Annotated in this window: 11 protein-coding genes and 1 pseudogene; all 12 read left to right on the top strand. The window is 53.6% G+C overall.

What is annotated here, in order from left to right; translation table 11 throughout:
• Nucleotides 1–10: 10 nt before the first annotated feature.
• The 12 genes and pseudogenes from rnc (at nt 11) to HRQ63_RS06510 (ending at nt 14,379) form a co-directional block, all read left to right on the top strand.
• Complete coding sequence (gene rnc / locus HRQ63_RS06565) at nt 11–700, top strand: ribonuclease III (RefSeq protein WP_172240966.1); 690 nt, start codon at nt 11–13, stop codon at nt 698–700.
• A gap of 260 nt (nt 701–960) precedes the next feature.
• Nucleotides 961–4,530, top strand: a complete 3,570-nt coding sequence (gene smc, locus HRQ63_RS06560) for a chromosome segregation protein SMC (RefSeq protein ID WP_172240963.1) — start codon at nt 961–963, stop codon at nt 4,528–4,530.
• Between the two features lie 30 nt (nt 4,531–4,560).
• On the top strand, nt 4,561–5,580 hold the full coding sequence (ftsY, locus tag HRQ63_RS06555) for a signal recognition particle-docking protein FtsY (protein WP_172240960.1): 1,020 nt from the start codon (nt 4,561–4,563) through the stop codon (nt 5,578–5,580).
• A gap of 280 nt (nt 5,581–5,860) precedes the next feature.
• A complete protein-coding gene (gene trhA, locus HRQ63_RS06550) occupies nt 5,861–6,502 on the top strand; it encodes a PAQR family membrane homeostasis protein TrhA (RefSeq protein ID WP_172240957.1) in 642 nt (213 codons plus the stop codon).
• A gap of 598 nt (nt 6,503–7,100) precedes the next feature.
• A pseudogene (locus HRQ63_RS26355) lies at nt 7,101–7,550 on the top strand (nucleoside hydrolase-like domain-containing protein); the annotation flags it as partial.
• A 251-nt stretch (nt 7,551–7,801) separates the two neighbouring features.
• Entirely contained in the window at nt 7,802–8,158 is a 357-nt protein-coding gene (ylxM, locus tag HRQ63_RS06540; RefSeq protein WP_172240954.1) for a YlxM family DNA-binding protein, read from the top strand.
• A gap of 83 nt (nt 8,159–8,241) precedes the next feature.
• The gene (ffh, locus tag HRQ63_RS06535) at nt 8,242–9,618 is read left to right on the top strand and encodes a signal recognition particle protein (protein WP_172240951.1); all 1,377 of its coding nucleotides are present in this window, start codon (nt 8,242–8,244) and stop codon (nt 9,616–9,618) included.
• 82 nt (nt 9,619–9,700) lie between these two features.
• Nucleotides 9,701–9,973, top strand: a complete 273-nt coding sequence (gene rpsP / locus HRQ63_RS06530) for a 30S ribosomal protein S16 (protein WP_037282436.1) — start codon at nt 9,701–9,703, stop codon at nt 9,971–9,973.
• A 23-nt stretch (nt 9,974–9,996) separates the two neighbouring features.
• Nucleotides 9,997–10,227 carry a KH domain-containing protein gene (locus HRQ63_RS06525; protein ID WP_087800850.1) on the top strand — a complete coding sequence of 77 codons (231 nt, stop codon included), beginning with the start codon at nt 9,997–9,999 and terminating at the stop codon, nt 10,225–10,227.
• A gap of 142 nt (nt 10,228–10,369) precedes the next feature.
• On the top strand, nt 10,370–10,906 hold the full coding sequence (gene rimM, locus HRQ63_RS06520) for a ribosome maturation factor RimM (RefSeq protein WP_172240948.1): 537 nt from the start codon (nt 10,370–10,372) through the stop codon (nt 10,904–10,906).
• A gap of 11 nt (nt 10,907–10,917) precedes the next feature.
• Nucleotides 10,918–11,715, top strand: a complete 798-nt coding sequence (gene trmD / locus HRQ63_RS06515; RefSeq protein WP_172243325.1) for a tRNA (guanosine(37)-N1)-methyltransferase TrmD — start codon at nt 10,918–10,920, stop codon at nt 11,713–11,715.
• Between the two features lie 249 nt (nt 11,716–11,964).
• Nucleotides 11,965–14,379 carry a TPM domain-containing protein gene (locus HRQ63_RS06510; protein WP_172240946.1) on the top strand — a complete coding sequence of 805 codons (2,415 nt, stop codon included), beginning with the start codon at nt 11,965–11,967 and terminating at the stop codon, nt 14,377–14,379.
• Nucleotides 14,380–14,503 lie beyond the last annotated feature (124 nt).

The raw sequence follows: 14,503 nt of genomic DNA, 5'->3' as shown, positions 1-14,503 counted from the left end.
AGCCGGAACGTTGAGCGGAGATCTGAAACAACTGCAGCACAAACTAGGAATCCAGTTTGCGGACAAGCCTCTGCTTAAACAGGCTTTTACGCATGCGTCGTATGTCAACGAACACCGGTTCAGTCAGCATCATGATAATGAGCGGCTCGAATTTTTGGGCGACGCGGTACTAGAGCTGACGGTGTCGGAATTTCTCTACAATCGTTTCCCTGGCCGTCCCGAAGGGGAATTGACCAAGTTGCGTGCCGCTATCGTGTGCGAGCCTTCACTGGTCAAGTTCGCGGAGGTGCTGAATTTCGGTGCTTACGTGCTGCTTGGCAAAGGCGAGGAGCTGACAGGCGGACGCAGTCGTCCCGCGCTGCTTGCGGACGTGTTCGAATCGTTCGTGGGCGCGTTGTATCTCGACCAGGGGCTTGAAGCGGTTCGGGGATTCCTCGACCGTAATGTATTCCCGCAGGTTGCCTGGGACGGCAAGCTGCAAATGAGCGACTTTAAGACCGAACTTCAGGAATTGACCCAACACCATAATCTCGGCGTGCTGGAATATCGGATCGTGGAAGAACGCGGTCCGGCGCATGAGCGGGAATTCGTGTCCGAAGTCTACATGGGCGAACGCAGCCTGGGGCGCGGAACGGGACGTTCCAAGAAGGAAGCCGAGCAGCAAGCTGCGGCCGCGGCGCTGGAGACGCTTAAACTGTAGAGCATGTCATACAAGTGAAGAGCAAAGAGCGGCCGCAAGCTTTATGTCGGAATCGTCCGAATCAGCCTATGCCGCTTTTTGCTCTTTTGCGTTGTAGAAGCTTGCTTCGCCTAAATCATGGTTTATGCCTGTCTGAATCGCACATGCTTCAAGTGCGATTCAGACAGGCATAAACTTACATCTAATCGAAGTAAGCAAGCCAAGCATCAAAACTATAGTCAGCCAAACATCAACACTATAAAGGGAGGTGAGCGCCGGTCATGTATCTGAAAAGGATCGAACTCGCCGGATTCAAATCGTTCGCCGACAAAACGGAAATGGAATTCGTCCGCGGCATTACCGCGGTCGTCGGTCCCAACGGAAGCGGCAAGAGTAATATTTCTGACGGCATTCGTTGGGTACTGGGGGAGCAAAGCGCGAAAAGTTTGCGCGGCGGGAAGATGGAAGATATCATTTTTGCCGGAAGCGATGCGCGCAAAGCCGTCAACTACGGCGAAGTTTCGCTGACGCTCGATAACGCCGATCACGTGCTGCCTTTGGATTTTTCCGAGGTCACCGTCACGAGACGCGTCCATCGCAGCGGGGACAGCGAGTATCTGATTAACCGTCAGCCCTGCCGCTTGAAGGATATAACGGAGTTGTTCATGGATACGGGCATCGGCAAAGAAGCGTACTCGATCATCGGACAAGGTCGGATCGAAGAGATTCTGAGTACCCGTTCGGAAGATCGCCGCGGTATTTTCGAAGAGGCGTCGGGCATCGTCAAATATAAATCGCGCAAAAAGGAAGCGAACCGCAAGCTGGCCGACACGGAGCAAAATCTGCTGCGTATTCACGATCTGGTTACGGAGCTGGAAGATCAGATCGGCCCGCTGAAAGCGCAAGCCGAGAAAGCTCGCCGTTATAAAGAACTGAAGGAAGAACTGAAAGACAAAGAAATTTCGTTGTTCGTTTACCAAATCGGCGAGATTCATGAAGCCTGGACAGCCGCGTCGGAAAAATTGGCGGAGCTTGAGCGGCAGCGCGAACGATTGGCCGCTATCGTGGACGAACATGATCGGACGCTCGAAAGCGACCGTCAAGCTCTTCGCGCGGTAGAGAACGAAATCGAAGAGCTTCAAGGTCGTTTGCTTCGCTACAGCGAACTTTCCGAAAAGTCGGAAGGTTATGCTCAACTGCTGGAAGAGCGGCGCCGTAACCTGGAGCAATCGCGCGAGCAGTTGAAAGAAGCGATCGAGAATGAAGGCGAACGTTTCGATCAACGCAAGCAGGAAAGCTTGTTCGTGCAAAACAAGCTGGATGCGGCGCGTTTGGAGCTTGCCCATTTGCAGACCGAATTGTCGGCCGAACAAGCCAAGTTGACGGGCGTGACGGAAGGCATCAGCCATGAACAAGAAGAAACGCTGAAAGGCGAACTGCTTGAGCTGATGAACAAAATGGCGCAGACCCGCAACGAAATCCGCTATGCCGACCAGCAAAAGGAAGGCGTCATGCGGCGAATGAACCGCGTAGACGAGGAATCCGGACGCTGGGAAGCGGAGAAAAAGCGGCTTGAAGAAGAGCATGCACAGCGTAAAGCTGCATTGGATCAGGCTTCCGAGGATATCACGGTATTGCGCCGCTCGTATATCGAAGAAAGCGAGAAGCTGCATACGCTGCAAAAAACGGCGTCCGACAGCTCGGCTTCGGCTCGCAAGTGGGAACAAAAGCGCGAAGCGCTCGTTTCCAGACGCGATACGATGCAAGAGATGCAGGAAGACTTCGAAGGCTTTATGATCGGCGTCAAAGAAGTGCTGAAAGCATCGAGAAGTCATCAACTTGAAGGCGTGCACGGTGCCGTCGCGGAATTGATTACCGTGCCGCAAAAGGTAGAGACGGCGATCGAAACGGCGCTGGGTGCTTCGCTTCAACATGTCGTCATGGAAAATGAAGCGGTATCGCGTAAAGCGATCGGCTATCTGAAGCAGCGGCAGCTCGGTCGAGCGACATTCCTGCCGTTGGACGTTATTCGTCCCCGCCATATGTCCGAAAGCGATAAACGTGCGGCTTCCGGCGCTCAAGGCTTTGTCGGCATCGGTGCCGAGCTGGTGGAAGCGGACGCGCGTTACGCCGATATCGTAGGCAGTCTGCTCGGCGGTCTGGTCGTCGCCGAAACGCTGGAGGATGCCAACGGCATCGCTTCGCGTTTGAACTACCGCTATCGCGTGGTAACGTTGGAAGGCGACGTGGTGAATGCCGGCGGTTCGATGACGGGCGGCAGCCAAAATCGGCGCAGCGGCAGCTTATTGGGTCGCAAACGCGCGTTGGAACAGCTGGAGCGCGAGATCAAGGAAAGCGAACGCGAGATTGCCCGTCTTTCGCGCGAAGAACGCGAAAACGGCGAATTGGCCGTAGCCAGCGAGCAGCGTTTGACGGAACTTCGCGAGCGCGGCGATTCTTTGCGCGCGCAGCAGCAGCAGCTGGATGGCGAGTTGAAGCAGACCGAGCACGGACTGCGCCATGTCAACGAGCAGTTCGCGCTGCACGGCGAAGAACGCTCCGGTTATAACGAAGAGCTGGAAAGCGCCGGCGAAAGCCGCAAAAAAGCGGAAGAAAAGCTCAAAGAGCTGGAAGCCGAAGAGGCCGCGACCCGGCAGGCGATCGGAGCGGCGGAATTTGCGCGCAAAGCAAGCGAGTCCGCCAAAGAAGAGCTTCAGGATCACCTGACCGAACTGCGCGTGCGCGAAAGCCGTCTCGTTCAGGAGACGGCTTCGCTTGAAGAGCGCTTAAGCCGTCTGGGCGAAGAAACAGGAACGGTGTCCAACCAACTAGCCGACCGACGGAAGATGCTTCGCGGAGCGGAAGCGGAGTTGGCGGCGAATCGGAAAGACGCGGAAAATCACGTGCGCGAACTTCAGGAAGCCAAAGATCTGAAAAGCGTGACGCAGGAACGTCTCGAAGAAAAGCGCGGAGAACGCGCGGAGCGCCAGCGCAAGCTGGAAGAACGCGAAGGCGAGACCCATAAGCAGCGCAGCGAGCTGAAGACGGTCGAAGAAAATATCCGCCATACCGAAATCCAGGCGACCCGGCTGGACGTAGAACTGGAGAATACGCTGCAAAAGCTGACCGAGGAATACGGAATCGGCTACGAATCGGCGCAGCAGCGTTACGAGCTGCCGGAAGATCCGGAAGCGGCCCGTCTCGATGTGCGCGAAATCAAACGCAAGATTACGCTGCTCGGCGAAGTGAATCTGGGCGCTATCGAGGAATACGATCGCGTAAGCGAACGTTATACGTTCCTGGATGAACAGAAGAATGATCTGATGGAAGCCAAGGCCAAGCTGTACTTGGTCATTCGCGAGATGGACGACGAGATGTCCAAGCGCTTCAAGACGACGTTCGATGCGATACGCCGGCAGTTCGGCACGGTCTTTTCCAAGCTGTTCGGCGGCGGCCGAGCAGATCTGGTATTGATCGATCCTGACAATCTGCTGGAGACCGGAATCGATATCGTGGCCCAACCTCCGGGGAAGAAGCTGCAAAATCTGCAACTGCTTTCCGGGGGGGAACGCGCATTGACGGCGATGGCTTTGTTATTCGCGATTCTGCACGTGAAGCCGGTTCCGTTCTGCGTGCTCGACGAAGTGGAGGCGGCGCTGGATGAAGCGAACGTGGTTCGGTTTGCCCAGTATTTGCGCGAGTTCGCGGAGCAAACGCAGTTTATCGTCGTTACCCACCGTAAAGGCACGATGGAAGAAGCCGACGTGCTGTATGGCGTGACCATGGAAGAAGGCGGCGTATCCAAGTTGGTATCCGTGCGTTTGGAAGATGAAGAAGTCGGGATTGCCTGACGTTTCATATACGATTGGAGGACGGGAAGCATGAGCTTTTTTCGTAAATTAAAAGAAAGCATCGCGGGCAAAACGGACGCGGTGACCAAGCAGTTCAAAGACGGTCTGGAAAAAACGCGCAAAGGCTTCGTCGAGCGCGTATCCAACCTGATGGTTCGCAGACGCAAGATCGACGAAGAGTTTTACGAAGAGTTGGAAGAAATTCTGATCGGTGCGGACGTCGGCGTCAATACGGTGATGGGATTGATCGACGAACTGCGCGTGGAAGTGAAAAAGCGCCGCTTGAACGATGCCAGCGAGCTTCGTCCGGTGCTGTCCGAGAAGCTGGTCGAATTGCTGCGCGGCGAACAGGATAACTCGCTTAACATGAGCCAAGACGGACCGACCGTTATTTTGTTCGTCGGCGTCAACGGCGTGGGCAAGACGACGACGATCGGCAAGTTGGCACACAAGTTTAAAAGCGAAGGCAAAAAGGTGCTGCTCGCCGCGGGCGATACGTTCCGCGCGGGCGCGATCGAGCAGCTTGAAGTTTGGGGCACGCGTACGGGCGTCGAAGTGATCAAGCAAAGCCCCGGCTCCGATCCGGCGGCCGTCATGTACGACGCGGTGCAGGCTGCCAAGCAGCGCAATGCCGATATCCTGATTTGCGATACGGCCGGCCGTCTGCAAAACAAAAGCAATCTGATGGACGAACTGAACAAAATCTTCCGAGTTATCCAGCGTGAAATTCCGGGCGCGCCGCACGAAGTATTGATGGTGCTGGACGCGACGACCGGACAGAACGCGCTCAGCCAAGCCAAACTGTTCGGCGAGAAAAGCGGCGTAACCGGCCTTGTGCTGACCAAGCTCGACGGTACAGCCAAAGGCGGCATCGTCGTAGCGATCCGTCAGGAGCTGAACATTCCCGTCAAATTGGTGGGATTGGGGGAGAAAATGGAAGACCTGCAGGAATTCGATTCCGAGCAGTTCGTGCATGCTTTGTTCGCAGGTCTGATCGAGGAAGAACTGATCGAGGGCGAAGACGGCGAATCCAACCCGTCCGAGCAATAAAAAAAGATAATCCTGATACGGGCCGCGCGAACCTGATTTCGAACGCGGCCTATGCAGCAAGACAGGCGACCTGACGGCGGAGCTTTACTCCGATCGCGCGGTTTGCCTGTTTTTTTATGTAAACAAAAAAATGTCCGAAATTCCTCCTGAAAAGATGACGTTTGTAATTGGTAAAGCGCCGTCCGAACGTTTATAATGAAATCAATTGTTGTGAAAACGGACAGGTTTTGCAGAAACAATTGGAAAACAGATCTGAATGAAGAAAGAGAGGGATGGCCATATGGCTAACACGCATACGTATTCCCGTCGGGAAGAGGTTGCCAACGCGGTCACGCACGGAATCGGAGCCGCTTTGAGCGTTGCTGCACTTGTGCTGCTGATCGTTTTTGCCAGCTTGAAAGGAAATGCCTGGCATGTCGTCAGCTTCACCGTGTACGGCGTAACGATGCTTCTTCTATATATGAGTTCAACGTTGGTGCACAGCTTCAGGGAAGGCAAAGTGAAAGATTTCTTCGAGTTCATGGACCATTCCTCGATCTACTTATATATTGCAGGCACCTACACGCCGTTCATGCTGACCGCGATCCGCGGCCCGCTCGGCTGGACCTTGTTCGGGATCGTCTGGGCGATCGCGCTCGGCGGCGTCGCGTTCAAAGCCTTTTTCGTCAAAAAGTTCTTGTTCATGTCGACTTTGTTCTACCTGCTGATGGGCTGGCTGATCGTGCTTGCCTGGGGCGCGCTGACTCAAGCCATCCCGGCCGAAGGCATCCACCTGCTCGTCGCGGGCGGCCTCATGTACACCGTAGGAACGATCTTCTACGTCTGGCGAGGTTTCCCTCACCACCACGCCGTCTGGCATCTGTTCGTCCTTGCAGGCAGCATCTTGCATTTCTTTTGCATCCTGATGTACCTGCTGCCTTAAAACCTGTTTGTCGAGAAAGTCACGTGGGTGCGGGAAGCGAGAAGACTCCGAGAGAAATTGCCAGCGTAGGCTTCCGAAGTGCATTTCTTCGAAATGCTTCAGGTCGCATGTTGAAATTGAGAAAATGGATCGAAACTTTTATAGGTTTTTTCTCGATTTCAAAGGCGAACATTCCATTCCGTCACTGAATTTCTCTCTACGTCTTCTCGCTCCCAGCTACGTTAAGCTTTCTAGGCAAGTCAAGAAGCCGGGGCAATTTCCCGGCTTCTTTTTTTACCTTCCTACCATTTGCAAATGGTGACTGGTCATGCAGGCAAAACCTGATTGCTACCGCTTGCCCTTTTGGGTGTGCGGCAGCAATCAGGTTTTTTTCGTAAAGGGTCCTTACGAGGAAATGCGCTGCCGGGCGGTCGAAAGATCAATCAGAGAGGGTGCTGACGTAATAAATAAAGGGAAATGGGTAAAAACATTATTGGCATTGAATCTGAGTGCAGTGCTGGCAGCCGGTGGCGGCGTGCAGGCATTTGCGGCAGATACAGGAGTAACTTCGTCGGGTTCAAAGCCGCTCACGCCGCAGCAACAAACTCAATTGAAGCAAAGTCAAGCCAGAACGGTCGTTACAAACGACGGCGAAGTGGACGACATGAATTCCATGCTGCGTTTTCTTTTATATTCGAACGAGATGGACTTGGCGGGGATTGTACTGACCAGTTCGGTTTATCATTATTCAGGCGATCTGGATGGCGATAACCTGACTTAACGCTGGTGGCGTTACCATAAAGCCGATACGTACAACGATTCTCCGGTCGAGCCGTTAGAAGCGGTCAAAGAGATGGCCGGCGATCTACAGCTAGGCTTGCATCGCGAGAAAACAGAGGGCGAACATCGCAACACGATCGGGATGCGCGGGGCGGATACCGAAACCGTTAAGTTCCGCGTTCCGACCGATGCGAAATCCGGCGATACCATTCATATGATCGCGGAGGTTAAAGACGACGGGACGCATAATCTGAAGCACTATCAACGAGTCATCATTACCGTGAAATAACAGGCTGGTAGCTTGACCAAGTTAAATGTAAGGTTACGCCCGGCTGAAACGCACCTAAAGCGTGTGCGTTTCAGTCGAACGTAGACCTATGATTAATGTTGGTCAAGCTACTGGACCAGGGGAAAAACAAATTTTGATTCATGAAAGAAGATGTTAAGCAAAAGCGCTTGACATCTTCTTTTCTTTTCGGTATGATAGGGAACGTTGATTGGTGTGTAAAGTGTTTTCCCTTGACGAGAGGAGTGTTCCGGATGAGTCAAGAAAATCGTCTGGAGAAGACGAATCGAATCAACCTGCTGTTCGCTTTTTACGAACGGTTGCTGACAGAGAAGCAGCAGACTTTTCTCAAGTATTACTTCCACGATGATTTCTCGCTGGGCGAGATTGCCGCGGAATTCGAAATCAGCCGCCAGGCGGTGTACGAACATATCAAGCGTGCCGAGCAGACGCTGGAGAATTACGAAGCGAAGCTTGAACTGCTGCAGCGGCATGACCGTCGCATGCAGGAGATTCGCGAGTTGGAGATCTTGGCTAACGACGAAAAGGTACCGGAGCAGACGCGAAGGGAACTCGGAGTCATTGCGCAAAAGCTTCAGGCTCTGGAATAGCGGTTACGCGATTTTACGAATTCGATAATGGATCGGCTTTCGGTATATAATAGAGAGAATAGATACGGAAGCGGGGTGAACATATGGCATTCGAAGGATTAACGACGAGATTGCAGAACGTCTTCGGCAAACTTCGCGGCAAAGGCAAAATTTCCGAGGACGACGTTAACGATGCGATGCGCGAAGTGCGACTGGCCCTGCTGGAAGCTGACGTCAACTTCAAAGTCGTCAAAGATTTCATCGGCAAGGTGAAAGAGAAGGCGCTTGGAAAAGAAGTAACGGAGAGCTTTACGCCGGGCATGGTGATCATCGACATCGTCAATAAAGAATTAACGGAACTGATGGGCGGCACGCAGTCCAAACTCAACAAGAACAATCGGCCGCCGACCGTCATCATGATGGCAGGCTTGCAGGGCGCGGGTAAGACGACGACGACCGGCAAGTTGGCCAAAATGCTTCAGAAGCAGGGGAATCGTCCGCTGCTTATCGCAGGCGATATTTATCGTCCTGCGGCGATCAAGCAGCTTCAAGTTCTTGGCGAGCAGCTGAACGTGCCGGTCTTCTCGCTTGGCGATCAAGTGAGTCCGGTCGAGATTGCCCGCCAGGGTTTGCAGGAAGCCAAGGATAAAGGTCATGATTACGTAATCATCGATACCGCCGGCCGACTGCACATCGACGAACAGTTGATGGAAGAATTGAAGCAAATTCATACGGAAACCAAACCGGATGAAGTGCTGCTGGTCGTCGATGCGATGACAGGTCAGGATGCGGTAAACGTCGCGGCAAGCTTCAACGAGCAGCTGTCGTTGACCGGCGTCGTGTTGACCAAGCTTGACGGCGACACCCGCGGCGGTGCGGCATTGTCGGTTAAGGCGGTAACGGGCTGTCCGATCAAGTTTATCTCGCTCGGCGAGAAACTGGACGCGTTGGAACCGTTCCACCCGGAACGCATGGCTTCGCGGATTCTCGGGATGGGCGACATGCTGTCGCTGATCGAGAAAGCGCAGTCCGGCATCGACGAGAAGAAGGCGAAGGAAATGGAGCGCAAAATGCGCAACGCGGAATTCACCTTCGACGATTTTCTTGAGCAGATGGAGCAGGTCAAGCAGCTCGGGCCGCTGGATCAGATCATGGACATGATTCCGGGCATGAACAAAATGAAGCAAAAGAGTGACCTGAAGGTCGATGACAAGCAGGTCGGTCGAATCGAAGCAATCGTGCATTCCATGACGAGCGCGGAGAAGCAATCGCCGGACATCATCAATTACAGTCGCCGCAAGCGGATTGCGACAGGCAGCGGCACGTCGCTGGCCGAAGTCAACCGTTTGATCAAGCAGTTCGACGAGATGAAAAAGATGATGAAGCAGCTTTCGGGCATGATGGATCCGAAAGGCGGCAAAAACAAAGCGATGAAGCAAATGCAAAAAATGAGCAAAGGCATGAGGTTCCCGTTCCGTTAAACGGAAAAGGAGCATTTCCATACAGGCTGAACAGCCGCCGCGGTTTTTCGAAGCCGTTTATTTCTTGAAGGAGGTGATTTTCTTGGCAACTCGTATTCGTCTTAAGCGCATGGGTGCGCATAAAGCACCTTTCTATCGTATCGTGGTATCGGACTCCCGTTCCCCGCGTGATGGACGCTTCATCGAAGAAATTGGTTACTACAATCCGGTCGCTGAACCGCAAGTAGTGAGCATTAACGAAGAAAAAGCTTTGGCTTGGCTGCAAACAGGCGCGCAAGCGTCCGATACTGTTCGCAACCTGCTGAGCAAAGCCGGAATCATGAAGAAATTCCATGAATCCAAACTGCAAAAATAAGACAGTGACTCGGAGGGGTTGACATGGAACAGTTAGTAGCGGTTATCGCAAAAGCTCTGGTCGATCACCCGGAAGACGTTAAGGTCCGTACGGTAGAGAAAGAGTCTTTGGTGGTGTATGAACTCTCTGTGCATCCCGATGATATCGGTAAGATTATCGGGAAGCAGGGGCGAATCGCCAAAGCGCTTCGTACGGTCGTAACGTCGGCAGCAGTCAAACTGGACAAGCGGGTTACCGTGGATATCCAGTCTTAAAAGGGAAAGCTTAGACTTTCCGGTCTTAAAGATATACGAAAAGGGGTTAGGAGGTTATCTTCCTAGCCCCTTTTCGTACATTATCAAGACTGTTATCGTATATGTATAGATAAAGCAAAAGAAGCGAAAGGATCGAATACAAATGACAAACTCGAATGATAAACTGGATTTTTTAAGCGTAGGCAAAGTGGCAAACACTCATGGAGTACGCGGCGAACTGAAAATTTTCCCGTTTACCGATTTTCCCGAAGTTCGTTTTGCTCAAGGCAAAGAACTGCTGCTGATCTCGCCGGAGGACGGTAAAGCGTTGAAAGTCAAAGTCATCTCCGCACGCGAGCAAAAGACCGTTTATATCGTGAAGCTGGAAGGCTACGATAACATCAATGAGGTCGAAAAATATAAAGGTTGGGAAGTAAAAGTACCGAAAGAAGAAGCCGTAGCAGCAGAAGATAACGCTTATTACTTCCATGAAATCATCGGCTGCTCCGTATTGAGCGAAGAAGGCGAAGAGTTGGGAACCATTACCGATATTCTGACGCCGGGCGCCAACGATGTCTGGGTCGTTAAGCGCAAAGGCGGCAAAGAACTGCTGATTCCGTTTATCGAATCGGTTGTGAAAGAAGTAAACGTTGCCGAGAAAAAAGTACGTATCGAGGTTATGGAAGGACTGCTGGACTAATGAGTGCACGGATGCGGATTGATGTACTCACTTTATTTCCGGAAATGTTCGACGGCGTATTCGGTGCGAGTATTCTGGGAAAAGCAAGGGATAAAGGAATCGTAGAGCTTTCTGCCGTGAACTTTCGCCAGTACTCGACCAGCAAGCATGGGCAGGTTGACGATACGCCGTACGGCGGAGGGGGAGGCATGGTGCTCAAGCCGGAACCGATCTTTGCTGCCGTAGAGGATTTGCTGCGTGGACGCGAGAACGAAGGCGGGGGTATCGCAGCCGAACTTCCGGCAAACGAATCACCTTCGCGTCCGCGTATCGTTTTGCTGTGTCCGCAAGGCGAGACGTTTACGCAGAAAAAAGCGGAGGAATTTGCCAAGGAAGACCATTTAATTTTCATCTGCGGACATTATGAAGGTTATGATGAACGGATTCGCGACGGTCTGGTAACCGACGAGATCTCGATCGGCGATTATGTACTGACCGGCGGCGAGCTGCCTGCCATGGTAATGATCGATAGTACCGTTCGGCTGCTTCCGGGTGTGCTGGGCAATGAAAATAGCGCCGTGACGGATTCGTTCAGCACGGGACTGCTGGAGTATCCGCACTATACCCGTCCAACGGAGTTTAGGGGGATGAAAGTGCCGGATATTCTGTTGTCGGGCCATCATGCGAATATCGAAGCTTGGCGTAGACGGGAGTCGCTTCGCCGTACGCTTCAGCGCCGTCCGGAGCTTCTGGAACGGTTGACGCTGACTAAACAAGAGCTGAAGTGGCTCGAAGAGTTAAAGCGTGAAGAGGCAGCTGCGGACGAGTAGCAGACCGCCTATTTTCAAAAATTTTAGATGAAGATAAATGAATATACCCCCTACGGAATCGTCCAAAAAGACGGATCATCGCAGGGGGTATTTGCTTTAGAATCATTGGGTCACCAAGTATTGAATCGTGCAAGAAGGTAGAGATCGCAGATGTTCTTATCGTTTTTTGGCCGAAGATGGTAAACTGGAAGGTAGATGAAGCTAATGTGATTAAACGACATTCGGTTAAGGAAACAGGAGGATTAAAGGATGCGAAGAATCGATTGGAGAAAGGTGCTGCCCGTATTGGCGGTCGTATTGTTGATGTTGACGCCGATCTTGTCGGTATCCGCGTCAAGTCCGCAGCGAAGCGGCATTGTCACGGACGAAGCGGGTTTGTTTACGGACAGCCAGATCAGGCAATTGGAAAATGAACTCTCTGACGGAAAATATACGGTCTACGTGTTGACGGAGAGCGGCATGAGCGAAAACGAAGCTGCCCGGTTGTCCGCACAGACCTACGATGCCTGGGGATTGGGTTCGAATGAGCTGCTGCTTTTAATCGTGACGGACCCGAACTTGGTTTATTTAGAGTTGGAAAACTCCGCTTTGGGAAATGCTCAACGTATCATCGACCGTGCGTTCGTTCCCGCGGCGCAAGACGACGGACCGGCAGCGGGCGCTTTGGCCGTCGGCGAGTACGTCAACGGTGCAGGAGGCGCTTCCTCGGGCTCCGGCGGTCCGGCGGGACTGTTGGCCGGAGGGACTTGGCTGTATGCGATCCTGGCGCTTGCCGTGCTTGGCATCGGTGCTTATGTGCTGTTCAGCATGTTCCAGTCGGGATCCAAGGTGAAAAAGCGCGCAGAAGAGCTTCGCAATCGGCAGAAGGCGACATCTGCCGTGGTGGACGGCATTATGGTATCCGAGCTTTTCCGTGAGGTAGAGATGGGCTTTGTTCAAGGAGAGACGTTAAAAGAAGCCGAGGGAATCAGCCGCGAAGCGGTAGAGCTGCATCAGAGCGCGGAGTCGCTGTCTACGCGCCTTGCCGCATTCCGCCCGGGAACTTTTGCCTCGCGTGCACAAAGAAAAGAACTGGATACGTTAACCCGCGAGGTTCAGGATTGGGAAAGTCGGGTGACGGCTTTGAACGAACGCTTCGAGCAAGTATCCGCCAGCTTCGCCGAAGTTCGCCGCAGAGTCAAGGAAGGCAAAGAAGTGGAACGGCAAACGCGGCAGGCGTTGGAAAAACTGAAGACGGATACCGGATATCCCTTGACTACTCTGCAAAGAGAGCTGGATGAGGCGGCGGCGCTGCTCGCGAAGGCGGACGGTCTGGATGAATTCGATGTCATGCAGGCGTCTGCTCCGGCCGAACAGTCGTTGTCGCGTCTCCAGGAAATTTCGGGCTATGTGGAATCGCTGAGCAGTTTGGCTTCGGAAGCCGCGCAGTGGCCCGGAAAGATCGTTCAGACCGAACGGGAGCTGCGTCCTGTCACGGAGCGCGAAGGACTCCTGCTGACCGAGGAAGATCCGTTCCGCGTTCTCAGCGAAGCGGGAGCGGAGACGCAGCGCTTGAACGAGTTGATTCAGGCGGGAGACGTTCCGGCAGCCAAGCAATCGGCCGAACGAATCGCTTCCCGTATTGCGGAGGCCAAAGATATCGTAAAGCGTCGCCTGGAGAGTCGAAGCACGTCGGCCGAGTCGCTTCAGGATGCGCAAAGCTTGCTGCGTGAAATCGAAGGGTTTGCGCCTCGTTACGAGCAGGAGCTGAATGAATTGAGAGGTCGTTACGCCGAGTCTCATTTAGGGGCGCAGCGGGGACGTCGCGAGGAGGTTGATCGGGCGGAAGAGGAAATTCGTCGTTTGCTGCCGGAGATTCGTTCGGCTCTTAATCCGCAAGTGCAATATTACAAAGCCGCCCGGGAAAAAAGCGATCGCGCAGACGAGCTGGCAGCGCGGTCGCGCGAGCGGATGCGCGAAGCATTGGGATACGCGGACGAACTGGATGCGCAGCATCGCGCTTCGCAGCAGCGCTTCGAAGGGGCTCGCAGCATTTTCCGGCAAGCGGGATCGACTTACCGGGCCATGGGCGTCCATATGCCGGAGTATGACCGAGCGCTTCAAACGGCAGAAAACGAAGGAGAGGCCGTGGCCGCAGCTTTGAAAAGCGAGCCGATCGACTTGCTTCGCGCAGAACCTCTTTTGGCGGCATATGAACGCAATGCTTCCGATTTTGCTCAACACATACGGGATTTGCAGGAACGTCGGGACCAGGCGATGCGACAGTTGGAGCAGCTAAGCGGCGATTTTGCGGGGCGCGAGCAGACGTATCGTCGTTACCTGCGCACGAATTCTTACGCAGGTCGTTACGGCGGGTTCGAAACCGAAGCACGCCGTCTGATTGCGGCAGGGCGCTTCGAAGATGCGCTGGCGCAAGCCGCTTTCGGGCGTCAGGTGCTGGAAGAGATGGAGCGCGATTATCGGCGTGCCGTTCAACGGGCCAACAATAACAACCGCGGAGGCGGAGGCTTCGGAGGCGGATTCGGCGGGCCTGGCGGCGGAAGCCGTCCCGGAGGACGTTCGTCCGGCGGCTCAAGCTGGGGCGGCGGCGGACGGTCCGGCGGTTCTTCTTCATGGGGCAAAGGAGGAGGCGGAGGCCGCTCTTCGGGATCTTCGAAATGGTAAGACATTTTCTTTCGGTTTATTTTTAAGTAATGTATTGCCTTTTCATACGACTTCATGGTAAAATCAATCCGTTGTGTAATCTTGCGGTCCTCTGCGAATGATGAGGCGGAATTGTTTTCCGAAG

Source organism: Saccharibacillus endophyticus (genome assembly GCF_013185185.1).
Lineage (GTDB): Bacteria > Bacillota > Bacilli > Paenibacillales > Paenibacillaceae > Saccharibacillus > Saccharibacillus endophyticus.
The sequence above is the reverse complement of the archived record's forward strand: the minus strand, read 5'-3'. Positions and strand labels throughout refer to the sequence as shown.

What these genes read in the sequence shown, in the direction of transcription:
- smc (WP_172240963.1), top strand. Translation starts at nt 961, where the DNA reads ATGTATCTGAAAAGGATCGAACTCGCCGGATTCAAATCGTTCGCCGAC.
- ftsY (WP_172240960.1), top strand. Translation starts at nt 4,561, where the DNA reads ATGAGCTTTTTTCGTAAATTAAAAGAAAGCATCGCGGGCAAAACGGAC.
- trhA (WP_172240957.1), top strand. Translation starts at nt 5,861, where the DNA reads ATGGCTAACACGCATACGTATTCCCGTCGGGAAGAGGTTGCCAACGCG.
- ylxM (WP_172240954.1), top strand. Translation starts at nt 7,802, where the DNA reads ATGAGTCAAGAAAATCGTCTGGAGAAGACGAATCGAATCAACCTGCTG.
- ffh (WP_172240951.1), top strand. Translation starts at nt 8,242, where the DNA reads ATGGCATTCGAAGGATTAACGACGAGATTGCAGAACGTCTTCGGCAAA.
- HRQ63_RS06525 (WP_087800850.1), top strand. Translation starts at nt 9,997, where the DNA reads ATGGAACAGTTAGTAGCGGTTATCGCAAAAGCTCTGGTCGATCACCCG.
- rimM (WP_172240948.1), top strand. Translation starts at nt 10,370, where the DNA reads ATGACAAACTCGAATGATAAACTGGATTTTTTAAGCGTAGGCAAAGTG.
- trmD (WP_172243325.1), top strand. Translation starts at nt 10,918, where the DNA reads ATGCGGATTGATGTACTCACTTTATTTCCGGAAATGTTCGACGGCGTA.
- HRQ63_RS06510 (WP_172240946.1), top strand. Translation starts at nt 11,965, where the DNA reads ATGCGAAGAATCGATTGGAGAAAGGTGCTGCCCGTATTGGCGGTCGTA.